Source organism: Butyrivibrio fibrisolvens, from assembly GCF_023206215.1.
Classification (GTDB): domain Bacteria; phylum Bacillota; class Clostridia; order Lachnospirales; family Lachnospiraceae; genus Butyrivibrio; species Butyrivibrio fibrisolvens_C.
The window spans coordinates 2,683,439-2,701,864 of sequence record NZ_CP065800.1; the positions used below are offsets into that span (position 1 = coordinate 2,683,439).

Consider the following 18,426-nt stretch of genomic DNA (forward strand, 5'->3'; position numbering starts at 1 on the left):
GATATATATATTAGTGACGGCGATTTTATATTGTATTTGTATTTTTTTATTTCTCTTATCATCTTTTGCCTTTGTAGAATTATGAATGGTTTTATAAAGACGATTGCCTTTCTTTTTTCTTTTACTTTCATGAGTTATGGAATATCAGAGTTTATGTGTCTGTTTACAAGTGATGCATTTGAAAGGCTTGGATATGGACTTGATTTTTTATTGCAGACCCTTATCATTACTGCTATTGCAACGCTTTTCCTGATATTATTGGTTGTCAGATTAATATACAGAAGATTACATAATAAGTAACTAAAACTATCCAACTTGGATGGACTAACATCCCCCAAGTCTTTTCGTGGGAAGGCAGCGTGGAATATGGAAACTAAGGCTAAAAAATCAACACAGGAAGAACGTCTTGATTATCTTGTAGAAGAGTTCAAGGCAGATTCTGATGAATATAAGGATTTAAAGACTCCAAATAGTACGGAAGATAAAAGACGAATCTTAAGGTCGCTTATGAATATTCGTATGCCAAAAGAATTATCTTCTGAGGTCATGAAAGTACAGGATGAATATCTGACTGAAAGAGCGGCTGAAAAGGGTGTGGTGAATCTGTCAGACATCCCGGTTATCAGGGATGGACTTTCTATCTGGCAAGGAGATATCACAAGACTTTCGGTGGATGCTATTGTTAATGCGGCTAATTCGCAGATGCTTGGTTGTTTTGTTCCGATGCATACTTGCATAGATAACTGTATCCATACTTTTGCAGGAGTGCAATTAAGAGCTGAGTGCAACAGGCAGATGAATGAACTTCGAATCAGATACGGAAGAGATTATGAGCAGCCGACCGCCGTTCCAATGCTCACTGAAGCGTATAATCTTCCGGCAAAGAAAGTTATTCATATAGTGGGACCAATTGTCCAATACAAACTTACTCCTGAATTGGAAAAGAATTTGGAGAACTGCTATAGAAACACTTTGGCTATGTGTGTTGAAAATGGCCTGAAGAGCGTTGCTTTTTGCTGTATTTCGACAGGTGTATTTCATTTTCCTAACAAAAGAGCAGCTGAGATTGCCGTTAAGACTGTGTCAGAATGGCTTCGCGAAAATCCTGGTAAGGTAGAAAGAGTGATATTCAATGTTTTCAAAGATGAGGATAAGGCCATTTATGAAAAACTTATATGATGATATGCCTAATGGTTATCAGGAAACTATAGAGAAAGGAATGAATGCTGTGAGATACTTTACTAGAAGCATGTCCTATGGGAAGGGAAGCAAAGAAGAGCAGATAAGCCGACTGAAAAAAGAGATTAATGAAGCAGATGCAATTATTATTGGTGCAGGGGCAGGTTTATCCACATCTGCAGGATTTACATACAGCGGAGAACGCTTTCAGAAGTACTTTTTTGATTTTGAAGAGCAGTATGGTTTTCATGACATGTATTCCGGTGGATTTTATGTGATGCGGTTAGACCCTGAAACTTCATGGGCCTACTGGGCTAGAAATATTTATATCAACCGCTATATGGGAGCACCAAAGCCTGTATATGAAATGTTGCTGGAGTTGGTTAAAGAAAAAGATTATTTTGTTATTACAACAAATGTAGATCACCAGTTTCAAAGAGCAGGTTTTGACAAGAAAAGACTGTTCTATACCCAGGGAGATTACGGACTGTTTCAAAGCATCGATCCGAGGGTCAGGAAAACCTATGACAATGAAGATTGGGTTATGAAAGCTATGGAAGCACAAGGTTTTATTCTGGATGAAACTGGCTTTTTTCAACTTCCAGAGGATGGAAAAATCAGTATGAGGATACCAACTGAACTGATTCCTAAGTGTCTGGATGATGGAAGCGATGTTGCCATGAATCTGAGAGCGGATGATTCATTTGTGGAAGATGAAGGATGGCATAGGGCATCCGCAGCATATTCTGATTTCATCAGAAGACATGAAAATCTGCATGTTCTTTATCTTGAACTTGGAGTTGGAGCCAATACGCCCGTAATAATAAAGTATCCGTTCTGGCAGATGACGCTGGCAAATGAAAAAGCGGTATATGCCTGCTTAAATTATGGTGAATCATTCTGCCCAGAGGAAATTGCAGATAGAAGTATATGCATTGATGGTGATATAGGAGAAGTATTTGAGACGCAGATTTCTTAAATGTCTGCAAAATGTCCGCATAATGTCTGTAAAATGTCAGTTTTACAGAAGTAAAGCTCGCTGACTATGAATATGAGCGCGGGGATATTGCTTTTGAAAAGGTAATAGGCTATCAAAAAGAATAATTCAGGACATCAATTTAAAATGATTTTTCCTGACTTCGATAAGACCGTCTTTTTTCATTTTGCCAAGTTCCTTTGAGAGAGCACTGCGCTCAAGATTAAGATAATCTGCAAGTTGTTGGCGGTCGAAAGGAATGTCAAATTCGTTGCTGCCCTTTTTCAGGGATACGGAATTCAGGTAAGCCATAACACGTCCGCGGATTGTCTTTGAAGATGTATGAAAACTTCTCCCGGATAAGTGCAGATTTTTGTTAGCTGATATCATGAGAAGATTTGATATCAGCTTAAAGCTCCATAAGTTCATATTTGATTTTAGCTTTTTTAAACTGCCGACCTTAAAAAAGAGGATTCGGCAGTTTTAATTTGCCCTGACATCAACTAATAGAGGTTCGTTCTCAAGCAGGGCATAGGTCTCAGCAAAGAATCCACCCTTTGCTACATTGCTCAGAAGAGTGCGGTTTCCCCATGCATCATTGCTTTCTATTGTTACACTTCCTGAAATGACAAGACCTAAAGAGTCTGTAATATCACCGGCACGTAAAATTATAGAATCTTTCGTATATGTTTTCTCTACAGAAGAGAGCTCTTTAAGAGCAAGGTCAATTTCTTCAGGCATCATCCCGTTGAAGATGATGTTATCTTTTAACATATTTTTATCCCAAGACATAAAAGTATTCCTTTATTTTTAAAAATGTGGTTATAACAACATAATGATTTTTTTAATCATACTATACTTGCATCATGAAAACAAGGAAAGGAATGGTGCAGCTCTCCGAAGCGGAGAATAAGGTCAGAGAACTGAATCGGATGAAGGATCAGGCATTTCTCCTGAATTCTGTTGGCGTCATGCCATAGTTTTTTCTGAATACTTTAACGAAGTAATTATTGTCGGAGTATCCGACGTAGCTGCTGATTTCCTGGATTGGAAGAGTTGTCTTCTTCAGGAGGTTGGCAGCTTTTTTGCAGCGCATGGAAGCGGCGTATTCCGTCATGGTCATGCCCGTTTCTTTTTTGAACAGCCTGGCGAGGTGGGAAACAGACATACTGGCGGCACTTGTCAGGTCTTCGTTTGATATGTGATCCCCGAGATGGAGACTAATGTACTCAATGACTCTTTGAATTGAAGGAGAATACTTGTCCAGAGATAACCTGTGATTGTGAACTGCTTTTGTCAACTCAACAATCATATCGATCTGGTAGCGGGTCTGAAGATCGGCGTTGTTTGTGGCTGATGAAAGCTGGGTATATTTTTGGGTTATCTCATCTATTGTAATGACCGAAAGACCTGATTCTTCCGCAGCTTTTCTGGAAAGAGCTTTAAGTATTGCCAGACCATAGCCCGAGGCATAGTAGTTAAGGCTCTCTTTCGAAAATACGGAAAGGACCTCAGGGCTGGACATTTTTTCAAATGCGGACAGGATGTTTTTGGTATCCCCGTTCCTTATCATTGAGAGAAACTGTTTTTCCTGGTCGTATCGCCTGTAGATCTCGCTGTAATTCTTCTCAGACAGCTCCGTCCTGTCGTCTTCCTCGGATACATCCTGGATAAAACCCGTAAGCCTTCTGTACGAATACTCTGACTCCGCAGGAGAAAAAGAGATTATGCATTTGTTTACCACACTGGTTATCTGCTCTGTATATACTATGGGAAATGCTGTGTAATACAGCTTAAACGCCAGTGATTTGGAGGAGGACTTATCGTTCTTGGCAAGCATGGTCTCTGTCTTAAGTTCTGAGTATTTTTCTTTTACATAAGGTCCGATAATATAAATCCTGTTGTCAAAGGTAAAAAAAGATATACATATACCCAGCTGGTCTATAACCTCATAGATCATGCCTCCTTTGGATGAACTCAGAAGATAGTGAAGGGCATCCTGTGTAAACATGGGCTGCATCCTGATACTGAAGCAGTATTTCTTTTCGAAGGCCTCAAGAGATATGTCCATATCCGTGGCATCCGTTACATCTACTGAGAGCAGATTATTTAGAAGAGTTGAAAAAAGAGCATGATCCATATTCATTCCTCAAAAAACAGCAAAATAATACTATAATAGACAAAATAATTCTAACATATCCCGGAACTAAATGATACTATGACCATAACAGGAAAGCTTTCATTGATTAATGTTTCATTGATTAATATGCAACTGAAAGGGGTTAACAATGGGAAAGAATAAATCTCTGACAAGAGAAGAAAATGGGGTAACTTACAAAAGGGCAAAAACATGGCACATCGCTCTTGCGATGATGACAGGTGCCGGGCAGATGGCATTTTATCTGCTGATGAATGGTGCAACATATATTGGAAATTCCAACTTTGGAATTCTTGTTGCAGTTACAGGACTTATTATCACAGGATCAAGGCTTTTGGATGGTATTACAGATCCGGTGATAGCTTTTTTCCTGGAAAGATTTAATTCCAGATTTGGAAAAGTAAGATTTTCAATCATGTTTGGATGGCTTCTTATGGCCATTGCTACGACGCTGATGTGCAATATAGGGGCAAAGCTGTCACTTACGGGTGCAGCGGGAATAACATTTTTTGTCCTCTGCTATGTGATCTATATCATTGGTTATACATTCGTAAGTATAGCAGGTCAGATCAACATGAACATTCTGACAAATGATCCAAAACAGCGTCCTACAATCGGTGTCTGGAGTACAGCGTATTCATATCTGGTGCCAATGATCATGAGCGTTGTGGCATCGGCTGTGATTCTCCCAAGATTTAATAACATTCAGGGAACAGAATACTTCGCAACTTACAATGTAGTAGTAATACTTGTTTCGCTCTTTTTCTACATTCTGGCATGCATAGGAATTGCTCCATATGACATTCCAGAGAATTTCGAAGGAATCAAAAAGGATGGCGAAACCGATGAAAAGCCAAGCTTTAAGGACATGCTGTCGCTGATCAAAGAGAATAAAGAACTTCAGAGATTCATCATGGCTGCAACATCTGATAAGCTGGCACAGACAATAGGCTCTGCAGCGGTAGTATCCACAATGCTTAACGGAATTATGCTTGGCTCAATGGCTATATCATCGATTCTGTCTGCGCTTGCAATGCTTCCATCCATTATTTTTGCGATCATTGGTGCGAAGATTGCAGGTAAACAGGGTAGCAGAAAGGTCATGATCGACTGGACCAAGAACTGTATAGGACTGAATATCGCATTTGCAGTATATCTTTTGTTTACACCTACAACTCTTGTGGGAACAGTATTCGGTGGCAACTTATCAACCGGAGCAGTTCTCATGGCAATCACATACGTGCTCTTTACATTTGGAAATAACGCAATGAAGATGGTTGTTTCTGTGGCAACAAGTGCCTTCAGAATGGATGTTGTTGACTATGAGATGGACCGCTCCGGAAAATATATGCCTGCCACGGTGTCAGCTACATACAGTTTCGTTGACAAAATAGTTTCATCCCTTGGTGCCACAATAGCAACACTGATGATCGGACTGATAGGATATACAACTACAGCTCCCCAGCAGGGTGATCCGCTTACTTTCGGCGTAAGGGTCATGACCGTAATTCTTCTTATAGGATTCCCTATAGTGGGATGGATCTGCACACTTCTGGCAATGAAGAATTCAGAGCTCACATACCATAAGATGGAAGAGATCCAAAAGAGTATCGGCGAAAAGAAAAAGGCTGCAATGGGTCAGTAAAAAGCTGGAGAGGTGAAAAATGCGAACAACAATTCTTTGGAATGATAACTGGATATTTGAAAAAGAGGGCAAGAGCGAGAGTATATCTCTTCCTCATACCTGGAATGCTGTTGATGGACAGACGGGGCCTGAGCAGTATTACAGAGGAACCTGCCTTTATAAAAAGACATTTGAAAGACCGGTACTGGAAGAGGGACAGCGGGTGTTTGTGGAATTTCGAGGCGCTAACTCCTCTGCAAAAGTTGTTTTAAACGGCCGTGAGGTTGCGAGCCATGACGGCGGATATTCCTGCTTCAGGGCAGACATAACAGATGCACTTTCAGATTCTAACGAGATGGTAGTTTCTGTTTCCAACGAGCCTAATACAAGGGTGTATCCACAAAAGGCGGATTTCACTTTCTATGGTGGCATTTACAGGGATGTTTATCTTGTGGTTGTGGATGAAAAGCACTTTGACATGGACTATTATGGTGGAAAAGGACTGTACGTCACACCAAGACTAAACGGAAATGAAGCTGAAATTGAAATAAAGGCATACACGAGCGGCGGAGAGCGCGTAAGAATATCAATAGATGGTGTAACAGAGCAGGAGTTTGAGGTGGTTCCGGCAGAGGATGCATCCTGTGGATATGTTGCCAGTGGTAAGATCACGATAAAAGAGCCACATTTATGGAACGGTCTCAAGGATCCCTTCTTGTACAACATAACAGCAACTCTTTTGGATGGAACAAAAGAGTGTGACAGAATCTATGACAGGTTTGGAGTAAGGCAGTTTCATGTTGATCCTCATAAAGGATTTTTCCTCAATGGAGAAAGCTATCCGCTTCGAGGCGTTTCCAGGCATCAGGACAGAGCAGGAGTTGGCAATGCACTGACAAAAGAAATGCACAAGGAGGACATTGATCTCATCCTCTCAATGGGCGCCAATTCCATAAGGCTTGCACATTATCAGCACGATCAGTACTTCTATGATCTTTGCGATGAAAAGGGCATAGTGGTATGGGCTGAGATTCCATATATTACCGTACATATGGACAGTGGAAGAGAGAACACCATATCCCAGATGAAAGAGCTGATAAGCCAGAATTACAATCATGCATCGATAATGTGCTGGGCACTTTCAAATGAAATATCTCTGCAAGGCGTAACTGAAGACCTTTTGGAGAATCACAGGATATTAAACGATATTGTCCACGAGATGGATCCTATCAGATATTCTGCCATGGCAAATCTGTTCCTTCTTGAGACAGACTCACCTCTTGTAACACTGCCTGATATTCGCGGCTACAACCTCTACTATGGCTGGTATGTAGGCGAGATGGAGGACAATGACAAGTGGTTTGACGATTTCCATAATCAGCATCCCGATGTGGCAATAGGACTTACGGAGTATGGCGCAGATTCAGTAATTACGCTTCAGTCTCCAAGACCTGAAAAAGGCGATTATACAGAGAGTTATCAGGCTGTTTATCACGAGCATATGCTTGAAATGTTCAGCACCCGTCCATATATCTGGGGAACATATCTTTGGAATATGTTTGAGTTTGCTGCAGCAGGACGTGATGAGGCAGGAGACCCCGGCAAAAACCACAAGGGTGTCATCACCTTTGACAGAAAGCAGAAGAAAGACGCCTATTACATTTATAAAGCATGGTGGTCAGATGAGCCTTTCATCCATCTTTGCGGAAAAAGATATCACGACCGCATCGAGGATAACACAGAGATTAAGGTTTATTCAAACCAAAAGTCCGTAACTCTCTTTGTTGACGGCGTAGAAGTAGGAAGCGCAAGCGGAGAACATGTCTTTAAATTTAATGTTCCCATAAGCGGAGTTCATACCATAAAGGCTGTGAGCGGAGAACTTTCGGATGAGATGGAGATAACAAAGGTTTCCGAGCCCAATCCGACATATTTTGCGCCGGATAAAAAGGTCAGAAACTGGTTTGACAAGAAAGATGAGCCTGAGGAAAAAGAGGGATATCTCTCCCTTTCAAGTACAATGGCAGAGATTCAGGCCATACCTGAAGGAAAAGCAATTCTCGACAGGATGATGGCAGCAATGACATCAAGAACAGCAGGCGGAATGGGAGAAGGCGTAGAGATTTCAGAAGCAATGCAGCAGATGATCGCCCGCCAGCCCCTTAAGAAGCTCCTGCAACAGGGCGGAATGGATATAGAATCCGACGAGATTAAGGCACTTTCAAATGCTCTTATGAATATCAAAAAGCGCTAAAACAGAGGTGTTAAATGGAGGCGGCTAAGATTTTTGAAAAAGCAAAGTGGATATCACCTGAAACCGTGACAGAACCTGACAAGAGAAAGGGAGCAGGATATTTAAGGACCACATTCTCTTATAAAGAGGGGAAAGTTTGCATATATGCTACAGCACACGGCTTATATGAAATACTGATAAATGGCCGGGAAATCACGGATGCACGTCTGACACCGGGATGCGATGAGTATGATAAAAGGCTTCAGTATCAGGAATATGAGATTACTGAAGTGCTAAAGCCCGGTGAAAACGAGATCTTTGTGACGCTGGGTGATGGATGGTACAGAGGATGTAACGGAATTGACGGCGTGAGAAATCTGTACGGAGAGGATATTTCATTTTTGTGCGCAATAATAGGAAAAGGAGACGCCGAGAATCCTGTACTTGTCACGGATTGCAGCTGGGATGCCTGTGAAAACGGGCCCATTAAGCTTACGGATCTTGAACTGGGAGAAACTTGTGATGCCGGTGCGGGCTTTGGTGAGTGGCATAAGGCCGGGGAGATGTCTTTTGACAAAAGAAATCTGACAGCCCAGAAGGCGCCATTTATCACTGAGCATGAGGTGTTTGAAGGAAGGCTCATCACTACTCCGAGCGGAGAGAGCGTATTTGATTTCGGACAGAACCTTGCAGGTTATACGTCTTTTGTTGTAGAAAACGCCAAGGGCGGTGAGAAGATCTGTCTCGTCCACGGTGAAACCCTGGATGAGAACGGAAACTTCACGATCAGTAATTTCCAGCCCGGAGACAGAAACAAATCCGGTGGAATAAAGCAGGAAATAAACTATATCTGCAAGCCGGGTAGGAATGAGTTTAAACCTCATTTTTCGATGTTTGGATTCAGATATGCAAAGATAACAGGTGATATCTTACCGTCAGACATCCAGATTAAGAGCATTGCTGTGTATTCGGACATGAAGGAAACAGCAGGCTTTGAGTGTGGCGTAGATGAAGTAAATAAGCTCTTTAGAAACAGTGTATGGTCCATGAAGTCAAACTTCTGCGACATTCCTACTGATTGTCCCACAAGGGAGAGAGCCGGCTGGACAGGTGATGCGGCGGTCTTTGTGAGGACCGGTGCGTACCTTATGGACTGCAGGGGAGTTTATGAGAAATGGCTTGCAAACGTAAGGATTGGGCAGCACCCTGATGGCAAGATGGCTTATATCTGCCCCAAGAACTCAAATCCGGGCAAGATAGCAGAGATGTTCTCGGCTTCTGTCGGATGGGGCGATGCAGCGGTTCTTGTGCCCTGGAATCTGTATAGAATATACGGCGATGAGCAGATACTTAAAGACAACTATGAAATGATGAAGAAGTGGGTGGATTTCCTCGGAAGAAGAACAGGAAAGAGCAAGCTCAAGAACCGCTTTGGAAAGAACCCTTACAGAAAATACATCATCGACACCGGAATGGACTACGGTGAGTGGTGCGAGCCCGGAACAGATGTTATGAAGACCATGATGGCTGCATTCAAGGATGGCCAGCCTGAAGTGGCAACAGCTTACTATGCATATTCATCGGGGATTCTCGCTAAAATATCAGAGTTCCTTGGAAATGGCGCCGATGCGGATAAGTACAAAGAGATCTCGGAAAAGGCGACTGAAGCATACAGATATCTGGTTCTGAAAGACGGGCATATAAGATCTGACAGGCAGTGCGAGTACGTAAGGCCTCTTGCGTTTTGTCTTTTACCTGAAAAAGAGGCAGTGGAAGCTGCTAAGGACTTAAATGAGCTGGTAGTGAAAAATGACTATCATCTTAATACAGGCTTCCTTTCAACGCCTTTCCTGTGCAGCGTGCTTGCAGATTACGGTTATGTGGATACTGCATACAGACTGCTGTTGCAAAAAAGCTATCCTTCATGGCTCTATGCGGTGGAAAAAGGTGCTACCACTATCTGGGAGACCTGGGATGGCATCAGAGAAGACGGCACTGTCCATGATTCACTGAATCACTACTCCTATGGAGCTGTTTCCGGATGGCTTTTGTCCGGTGTCTTGGGAATCAGATACGATTTTGACAAAGTCATGATAAAGCCTCTGCCGGATGAGAGACTTAAGTTTGCAAAGGGCTACTATGATTCGCCGAAAGGTCGCATAGTTTCTGAATGGAGATATATTGAGGAGACGGATTCTTTTGCCTACCGTTTTGAAATTCCTGAAGGAATGGAAGCAGAGTTAGAGCTCCCCGATGGGGAAAAGAGAATTCTGACAAGCGGAAGTTATGAGATTTAAATGGTAGTGTAAAGCAAGTTATGAAAACAGTAGACCGTCCTAAGGAATCCACCGCAAGCGGTACACCCTTAGGACCAATTATGGAGGATAGGAAAATGAACAAGTTCGAGAACGGATTTATGCTGGGCGCTTCTACTGCAGCCCACCAGGTTGAAGGAAACAATACAAATTCAGATTACTGGTTGATGGAAAATATGGAGTATTCACAGTTTGTTGAGCCTTCACTGGATGCTGTGGATCACTATAACAGATACGAAGAAGACATCAAGATGCTTGCGGATGCAGGCCTTAACACTTACAGATTCTCTGTTGAATGGGCACGTATTGAGCCTGAGCAGGGCAAGTTTGATGAAAAGGAGATCGAGCATTACAGGAAGATGATCAAATGCTGCAGGGACAATGGTGTTGAACCGGTTATTACCCTCATGCATTTCACATCACCTGTGTGGCTTATAAAGCTCGGAGGCTGGGACAATGAGCAGGTTGTGGAGCTTTTTGCCAACTATGCCGGATATGTCGCTAAGCAGCTTGGAAGCGAGATAAAGTATATCTGCACCATCAATGAAGCAAATATGAGACTGCAGATCGGCGCACTCATGGAGAGATTTAAGAAGCAGATGATGGCGAAGATGGCAAATGCAGCCAAAAGCGGTGGTGACTCCATGGAGGGGCAGGTTCAGGTTGGCCTTAATCTCTCTGATCCGATGGAGAAAATGAAGCTGGCAGCAATGGAGAATGCCAAAGTATTCGGAGATCCCCAGCCGCATACATTTGTTTCTGCAACAGATGCAAATGGCGATATGATAGTTATAAAGGCGCATCAGGCAGCCAAGGAAGCAATCAAGGCTGTTAATCCGGATATTCAGGTTGGTATTACGCTTTCCCTGCACGACTGCCAGTACATAGAAGGTGGCAAGGAGCGCGCAGACAGCGACTGGAACGAGGAGTTTAGCCATTATGTTCCTTATATCAAGGATGACGATTTCTTTGGACTTCAGAATTATACAAGAACTACTTACGGCCCAGATGGAATTGTGCCTGTTCCCGAGGGAACACCAATGACACAGATGGATTATGAAGTATATCCTGAAGCTCTTGAGCATGTAATAAGACGCGTGCATGAGGAGATGCCAAATGTTCCGATCATGGTTACCGAAAATGGAATAGCAACAGCAGATGATAAGCAGAGAGTTGAGTTTATCGACAAGGCAATTGAGGGTGTTCAGAGCTGTATAAATGATGGAATTCCTGTCATCGGATACTGCCACTGGTCACTTATCGATAATTTTGAGTGGCAGAAAGGTTATGCGCTTACATTTGGTCTTTGCGCAGTTGACAGGAAAACACAAATCAGGGCACCAAAGCCTAGTTTGAAGCATCTTGGAGGCTATTTGAAATAATGAAAGACACAGTACTGACGGGTGTGCAACAGATAATGATCGGAAGCAGATGCAATAGTTATGAGAGTGCACTCAGCACACTTCAGAGCATCAAGAGTGCCGGCTATGACGGCATTGAACTAAATGACTTCATGATAAGGCCAACGCCTTTTATTGTAAGGCTCCTTACGAAATTTGCCGGTATGCCCACCGGTAACGGCGGAAAACTCGATTGGAAGAAGCTGATCTCAGAGAGCGGCCTGAAAGTCATAAGCCTGCACAGCAATCTAAACAGCATTGAAGAAAACCCTGAGGCTGCTGCGAAGGAAGCATTGAGCTTTGGAACGAACACCGTTGTTATAACCGGTATGTACAGGTTTGATTATGGGAATTTCGCTGAGGTAAAAAAACTGGCTGAGCGCCTGAACATGGCCGGAAAAGCTCTTTTGCCCTATGGAGTGAAACTCCTTTATCACAATCACAATGTAGAGCTGCAGAAGGTCTCAGAAGATAAGACCGCCTATGATCTGATCGTAGAAAACACAGATCCGCAGTATGTCAACTTCGAGCTTGATACATATTGGATTGCAGATGGCGGTGCCGATGTCACAGCCCTTGTAAACAAACTCTCAGACAGAATGGTGATGTGGCACATAAATGACAGGGGCTGCAGGAAAAAGGGACCTTTCATTACGCCCATCCTCAAAGAGGACGCTGCGGAACTTGGCACAGGAAATATGCCCCTCGATGCTATTTTGGAGACCGTAAAGGCCAATACCGGGGTAGAAGCGATCGTTCTTGAGACTCACAAAAACTGGATCGATAATGATCCTATAAAGAGCCTTACGGTAAGTGCAGAGTGGTTTAGAAAAAAACGATGATCCGGACCGTTACTTCGAAGCAAAATATGGATTCGAAGGAATAGTGTGCCTCTTTTAGTAATATAGAAAAGACCTATCAGACGTGCAGAGCTTAGTCTCTGTGCGTCTTTTTGATTGAAAAATATATAGCAACTGCAAGGAAGTATTTGAGATTTTTTATTTCCATGAAAACCTCCATAAAGCTGACAATTTATGTGTTATTCCAAAAATGAATATCATGATATTTATTTTATTCATTAGCGAAAATCTGGTCAAGGATTTACTATGAAGTCAGAAGGAGCAAAAAGATGGATACCAAAAAGATTCTTGAAGGCCTTTCAGATATGGGCTGCGATGAGAAAGAAATAAACTTTATGAAAAAGATGTATGAAGAAGGTGACACCGATACACTTCTTCGAGATCTTAGAAAATGCCGGTGCCATCTTATGGATGAGCTTCATGACAGTCAGAAAAAGTTGATAACATGGATTTTTTGATAAGACAGATTCAAAAAGAGAAATGATTAAAACGGAGGAATGTAAAATGATCAGAAAAGAAGAACTAAACCTTGTAACCGAGTGGGATAAGACCTTTAAGAAAAGTGATAAGGTTGACCACAGCAAAGTCACATTTGTAAACAGATATGGAATCACCCTGGCAGCAGATATGTATGTTCCAAAGAATGCAGATGGTAAGTTACCTGCAATTGCTGTAAGTGGACCATTTGGCGCAGTAAAGGAGCAGTGTTCAGGTCTATATGCTCAGACAATGGCGGAAAGAGGATTTTTGACGATAGCATTTGACCCATCATTTACAGGAGAGTCCGGTGGGAACGTGAGATATATGGCATCTCCTGATATCAACACAGAAGATTTCATGGCTGCAGTTGATTTCCTTTCACTTAATGAAAAAGTAGATCCTGACAGGATTGGAATCATCGGTATCTGTGGTTGGGGAGGAATGGCTGTAAACACGGCAGCTCTTGATACAAGAATCAAGGCTACAGCTGCTATGACAATGTATGACATGACAAGAGTAAATGCCAAGGGATATTTTGACTCTGAGGGCAGCGAGGAAGCAAGGTATCAGAAGAGGGCTGCCATGTGCGCTCAGAGACTTGAAGACCTTAAGACAGGTGAGTATAAGCTCGGGGGCGGAGTTGTAGACCCACTTCCGGAGGATGCACCTTTCTTTGTAAAAGACTACTATGACTATTACAAGACTGACAGAGGATATCACAAGAGAAGCCTTAATTCCAATGGTGGCTGGAATGTAATCGGTTGTGAGTCTTTCGTTAATCAACCAATCCTTAAGTACAGCAACGAGATCAGAAGTGCAGTTTTACTTGTTCATGGAGAAAAGGCTCATTCATGTTATTTTTCAAAGGATGCATATGCAGATATGATCAAAGACAGCAAGTATGCAGATAACAAGGAACTTATGATAATCCCTGATGCTGTGCACACTGACCTTTATGATGGCGGAGATAAGGATTATATTCCATTTGACAAGCTGGAAAGCTTCTTTATGGAGAATCTGAAGTAATGATGACGGTAGAGGAAATACTGGAATATCTTAATTCGGGCAGAATAGAAGATATGACAGAGGAGTTCCTGCAAAATTCATCAAGAAGATAGAGAATGTAGAAGCGATAGAAAAGAAATAAAGGATGAGATGATATGAGCAAAGTACTGGTTATTTCAACAAGCCTTCGTGCAAATAGTAATTCAGATATACTTACTGAAAAGTAGGTAATTGCGAAACTCGCCGTGCGCGTTCGCAATCTTGAATTTAAACAAGGAAGAATTCATGCAGAGCATGAATTCTCTGATACAAAATGTGAACCGTCAGTTTTAGGCGCACTTTAATAAGCATATGGCTTCATGAAGTTGGTAAGTCCTACGCGATTAGAGGTTTTGCACTACGTATATATTCATGGTGTTTGATTTTGTCAGCGAGAACGACGGTGATGAGCTGAGTGATACCTGCAAGGATAAGGTCGGCATGCAAGGTTTTTTCATTTTGTGTGCGACGCCCTGCTAAACAAAGATAGTCTTTCATATGATTGATATCTCTTTCGACAGCAGTCCTGATTTTATAAGTATTGTTCCATTCTTCGGTACCGCGAAGTACTCCTGGATAGGCTCGTAGATTCTTTTCGGGATAAATATGTATCATACGACCGCAGGAAGAATCGGTACAAGGGTTATCGCATTGGCACTCTCGATGTTGCTTGCCGGTAGATTTATCGTAAACATATTTGATTTTTGGACAGACAAATTTGAACCTTACTAAACCATTCTTACTTGAAGATTTACCATCGGATTTCATCGGAAGTGAGTCATCATTAGGACAACAGGGTATACCGTCAGCATTTACTTTGCAATCAGGATATTTGATTCCTGCTCTACTGTTTAAAGGTATATATGCTTTTGAAAAATGTTTATCTGTTCCAAAAGTATCACCTGTAAGCAGTTGTTTATACAGAAGAGTTGAATCAAAAGCAGCATCGCCCAAAAATGTTTTGGGATTGATGAGCGGATGTTTTGAAAAGAAGTCCTGAAGTGTGGGAATGAGAAGTTTTGCGTCATGAACACATTTATCTTCGTCAGGTGAATCAGATTTCTTTTCAACAATGATATCCGGGTGAGATGCCAAAAAGTCTTTGTTGTAAAAAGAAATATGTCGGACAATTCCCAGGCCGTTTGTCACAATGCCAAACTTGAAAACGTAGCAGAAATGGCCGTTGATATATAACTGTTTGATTTCAGGATTGGCAGAAGCATGAGAAGGCATCAATCCATAAGCTGCCTTATAGGGATCATAGGATTTATAAAAACCCATTGCTTTGGCATATGCCTTAAGCTGTTTGATGATCCTGTTAGCATACTTGGGATTGTTTTCAGTGACAAAGGCTTCAATCCCAGAAGAATCAAAGATGGTCATGTTGGCTTTTGCAGAATCAATAGCCTGACAGATAGGCTCGGTAATATCGACGAGCTTATCAAAAACAAGCTGTAAGTCATCCAGAAAATCTTGCTTAAAGCGGGTTATTTTAGAAGCATCAGGAACTTTGGTAAAACCACAGAATTCACGAAGTGGCTTCGAGTATGCAAGAAAGACCAGTAGAAGCTGATCTGTGGGGATAGTAAAAATGCGTTGGATAATTAAAGCCCAGAGCATAGCTTTTAATGGGTATTTACGGGATCTTCCCGTTGATGCATAGAAATGCTTTATAAAAGAAAGCGGAATAATTTCATCAAGGTCGATATGGTTTTCTAATAGAGACAAAAACGCAGGCTTGTCATTTTCAAATTTATCTTGGCAATCTGCATAGATATCAGCCAAAGAAAGCTGTTTATATGGTATCATATATATCAGAATAACTCCTTTCTTGGTATTGGTCAGTGGTTTCTCGTCAATTCTATTGTACCATATCCGGTGAGGGGTTATTCATTTTTTATAGAGCAAAAGTGCCGTATTTATGCGGCTTTTGGCGTTTCGCAAACGCCTAACTTACTGAAAAGCTTATAGAGGGGGCAAAAGCATCAGGTCATGATGTGGAGCATATAAGTCTTAAAGGGAAGAGCATAGGCTTTTGTATAGGATGTCTGGCATGTCAGAATACTCAGAAATGTGTCATTAAGGATGATGCTGCCACGATTGCTGATAAAGTAAAGAACGTAGATACATTGGTATTTGTCACTCCTATTTATTACTATGAGATGAGTGGTCAGATGAAGACTCTTTTGGACAGGCTCAATCCTCTGTATCCTTCAGATTATAGATTTAGAAATGTATATATGCTCTCTGTCGCTGCTGAGGATGAAGAGTTTGTGCCCCAAAAGGCTGAAAGCGGACTCCAGGGATGGGTTGATTGTTTTGAAAAGGCAGAATTCTCCGGTTCCTTATTCTGTGGAGGCATAGGCGATATGGGTGAGGCATCGAAAAAAACTGAAGAGTTAAACGAAGCCTTCGAATTTGGTAAAGCTTTAAAATAAAGGAAGTCTGCGATGAAAACGAAAATGATTTTTCTGGCATTCTGTATGACCATAATGTTTTGCATGAGCGCCTGTGCAGTGACAACCAAAAACACAAGCTCAGATCTGGGTGCCGTAACTGAAATATCAGCATCAGAATATAATGAAACGGAAAGTCCAGAAGAGAATGTCATGTCGGAGGGATCTGCTATGTATCAGCTGGCAGAAAAAGATGAATCAGTAGATGATGAAGCTATTGGAGATAGTACTATGACAATGAAAATCGGCGATACAAAAGTTAATGTGGAATGGGAAGACAATCAGGCTGTAGAAGCGCTGCGGGATATGGCTAAAGATGGTGATATTACCATTCAGATGTCAATGTATGGCGGTTTTGAACAGGTGGGTTCCATAGGACAGAGTTTGCCACGAGATGATAAGCAGACAACAACATCATCAGGTGATATAGTTCTGTATTCAGGAAACCAGATGGTGGTGTTTTATGGTTCCAACAGTTGGTCATACACAAGGCTAGGTCATATATCTGATAAGGATGAAGCAGAGATGGCAGATCTACTTTCTAATGGTGATGTTACTATAACCATTAGCAGGGAATAAGCGGATTTTAAGAAATGTCTGCAAAATGTTCACTTGCAGGTGTTATAGCACAGAACAAGAGGAGCGATGCATCAAAGAAACATGTATGGACTACGGGAGCACAGAAAATATTAGGAGGCGAGAAATAAGATGGCAGAAAAAATTGTACAAACAGCAGGTAGAGATCAGCTTGGTGAGTTTGCACCCATGTTCGCGCACCTGAACGACGACATACTCTTTGGTGAAGTATGGAATGAAGAAAACATTGACGTGAAGACCAAATGCATTATTACAGTGGTTTCACTTATGGCTTCAGGTATCACGGATTCCTCTCTGACATATCACCTTCAGAATGCGAAGGCACATGGTGTAAGTAAGGAAGAAATTGCAGCAATCATAACCCATGCCACTATGTATGTAGGTTGGCCAAAGGGGTGGGCGGTATTCCGCCTTGCTAAGGAAGTCTGGAATGAAGCAGTTCCTGAACTGACTGAAAAGGACAGATATCAGAATACAATCTGTTTTCCTATTGGAGATCCTAACCCTTATGGAGAGTTCTTTATTGGACAAAGTTATCTTGCTCCTGTTTCAACGGAACAGGTACCTGTATTTAATGTGACTTTTGAGCCGGGATGCCGCAATAACTGGCATATCCACCATGCAAAAAGCGGTGGCGGTCAGATCCTGATCTGTATCGGAGGAAGAGGATATTATCAGGAATGGGGCAAAGATGCTGTGGAAATGACTCCCGGTAAAGTGATAAACATTCCTGCTGAAGTTAAACACTGGCATGGAGCAGCACCAGATTCATGGTTCTCTCATCTTGCGATTGAGGTTGCAGGTGAAGAGACAAGCAATGAATGGCTGGAAGCTGTATCTGATGGAGACTACGGCAAACTGAAATAGTAGGCTGACGCAAAATTATGAGTACAGCATTGCTTACGGCCTTGTTTTGAATATGTAATTGTTTACCCATATTGGCAAAAAAATGAAAAAATTGCCGATATGGGTACTTTTATGTTTGCTCATTTATAGTGGGATGAATAGGGCCGTTGGTGTTATAATGGATGTATATGTTTCGGAGGAGTTTTGTTTATGGGAAAGACAGCTATTTGAGATTTTTGTTACAGAACAGGAGTGCCT

General features: G+C 41.9%; 15 protein-coding genes and 1 pseudogene. 12 read left to right on the forward strand and 4 right to left on the reverse strand.

Annotated features, from left to right (window positions below; genetic code table 11):
- Positions 1 to 366: 366 nt before the first annotated feature.
- The gene (locus I7804_RS11085) at positions 367 to 1,179 is read left to right on the forward strand and encodes a protein-ADP-ribose hydrolase (protein ID WP_248403472.1); all 813 of its coding nucleotides are present in this window, start codon (positions 367 to 369) and stop codon (positions 1,177 to 1,179) included.
- The gene (locus tag I7804_RS11090; protein ID WP_248405967.1) at positions 1,163 to 2,158 is read left to right on the forward strand and encodes an SIR2 family NAD-dependent protein deacylase; all 996 of its coding nucleotides are present in this window, start codon (positions 1,163 to 1,165) and stop codon (positions 2,156 to 2,158) included. Before I7804_RS11085 ends, I7804_RS11090 begins: the two co-directional genes overlap by 17 nt.
- A gap of 126 nt (positions 2,159 to 2,284) precedes the next feature.
- On the opposite strand, the gene I7804_RS11095 is transcribed toward I7804_RS11090, so the two are convergent.
- From I7804_RS11095 to I7804_RS11105, 3 genes are all read right to left on the reverse strand, one after another.
- Positions 2,285 to 2,584, reverse strand: a complete 300-nt coding sequence (locus I7804_RS11095) for a Crp/Fnr family transcriptional regulator (protein WP_248403474.1) — start codon at positions 2,582 to 2,584, stop codon at positions 2,285 to 2,287.
- Between the two features lie 54 nt (positions 2,585 to 2,638).
- Positions 2,639 to 2,929, reverse strand: coding sequence for a cyclic nucleotide-binding domain-containing protein (locus I7804_RS11100; RefSeq protein WP_248403476.1), 291 nt, complete (start codon positions 2,927 to 2,929; stop codon positions 2,639 to 2,641).
- A gap of 166 nt (positions 2,930 to 3,095) precedes the next feature.
- The gene (locus tag I7804_RS11105) at positions 3,096 to 4,295 is read right to left on the reverse strand and encodes a helix-turn-helix domain-containing protein (protein ID WP_248403478.1); all 1,200 of its coding nucleotides are present in this window, start codon (positions 4,293 to 4,295) and stop codon (positions 3,096 to 3,098) included.
- Positions 4,296 to 4,443: 148 nt separating this feature from the next.
- Here I7804_RS11105 and I7804_RS11110 point away from each other — a divergent pair, with 148 nt between their 5' ends.
- The 7 genes from I7804_RS11110 to I7804_RS11140 all read left to right on the forward strand — a co-directional run bounded on the left by I7804_RS11110 (position 4,444) and on the right by I7804_RS11140 (position 14,251).
- Positions 4,444 to 5,958 (forward strand): MFS transporter, encoded by a 1,515-nt coding sequence (locus I7804_RS11110; protein ID WP_248403480.1) that lies wholly within the window; start codon positions 4,444 to 4,446, stop codon positions 5,956 to 5,958.
- Between the two features lie 19 nt (positions 5,959 to 5,977).
- Positions 5,978 to 8,191 (forward strand): glycoside hydrolase family 2 protein, encoded by a 2,214-nt coding sequence (locus I7804_RS11115; protein ID WP_248403481.1) that lies wholly within the window; start codon positions 5,978 to 5,980, stop codon positions 8,189 to 8,191.
- 14 nt (positions 8,192 to 8,205) lie between these two features.
- Positions 8,206 to 10,467, forward strand: coding sequence for an alpha-L-rhamnosidase (locus I7804_RS11120; protein WP_248403483.1), 2,262 nt, complete (start codon positions 8,206 to 8,208; stop codon positions 10,465 to 10,467).
- Positions 10,468 to 10,562: 95 nt separating this feature from the next.
- On the forward strand, positions 10,563 to 11,867 hold the full coding sequence (locus I7804_RS11125; protein ID WP_248405968.1) for a glycoside hydrolase family 1 protein: 1,305 nt from the start codon (positions 10,563 to 10,565) through the stop codon (positions 11,865 to 11,867).
- Entirely contained in the window at positions 11,867 to 12,727 is an 861-nt protein-coding gene (locus I7804_RS11130; protein WP_248403485.1) for a sugar phosphate isomerase/epimerase family protein, read from the forward strand. The genes I7804_RS11125 and I7804_RS11130 overlap by 1 nt, the downstream gene beginning before the upstream one ends.
- A 287-nt stretch (positions 12,728 to 13,014) precedes the next feature.
- The gene (locus tag I7804_RS11135) at positions 13,015 to 13,203 is read left to right on the forward strand and encodes a hypothetical protein (RefSeq protein ID WP_248403487.1); all 189 of its coding nucleotides are present in this window, start codon (positions 13,015 to 13,017) and stop codon (positions 13,201 to 13,203) included.
- 46 nt (positions 13,204 to 13,249) lie between these two features.
- Positions 13,250 to 14,251 carry an alpha/beta hydrolase gene (locus I7804_RS11140; protein WP_248403488.1) on the forward strand — a complete coding sequence of 334 codons (1,002 nt, stop codon included), beginning with the start codon at positions 13,250 to 13,252 and terminating at the stop codon, positions 14,249 to 14,251.
- A gap of 354 nt (positions 14,252 to 14,605) precedes the next feature.
- Here the strand turns inward: I7804_RS11140 and I7804_RS11145 are convergent, their stop codons facing one another.
- Positions 14,606 to 16,078 (reverse strand): transposase, encoded by a 1,473-nt coding sequence (locus I7804_RS11145; protein ID WP_248403490.1) that lies wholly within the window; start codon positions 16,076 to 16,078, stop codon positions 14,606 to 14,608.
- Positions 16,079 to 16,233: 155 nt separating this feature from the next.
- Here I7804_RS11145 and I7804_RS11150 point away from each other — a divergent pair.
- The 3 genes and pseudogenes from I7804_RS11150 to I7804_RS11160 all read left to right on the forward strand — a co-directional run.
- A pseudogene (locus tag I7804_RS11150) lies at positions 16,234 to 16,707 on the forward strand (flavodoxin family protein); the annotation flags it as partial.
- A 12-nt stretch (positions 16,708 to 16,719) separates the two neighbouring features.
- On the forward strand, positions 16,720 to 17,304 hold the full coding sequence (locus tag I7804_RS11155) for a cyclophilin-like fold protein (RefSeq protein ID WP_248403493.1): 585 nt from the start codon (positions 16,720 to 16,722) through the stop codon (positions 17,302 to 17,304).
- A 129-nt stretch (positions 17,305 to 17,433) separates the two neighbouring features.
- Complete coding sequence (locus I7804_RS11160; protein WP_248403495.1) at positions 17,434 to 18,189, forward strand: carboxymuconolactone decarboxylase family protein; 756 nt, start codon at positions 17,434 to 17,436, stop codon at positions 18,187 to 18,189.
- The last annotated feature ends 237 nt before the right edge of the window (positions 18,190 to 18,426 follow it).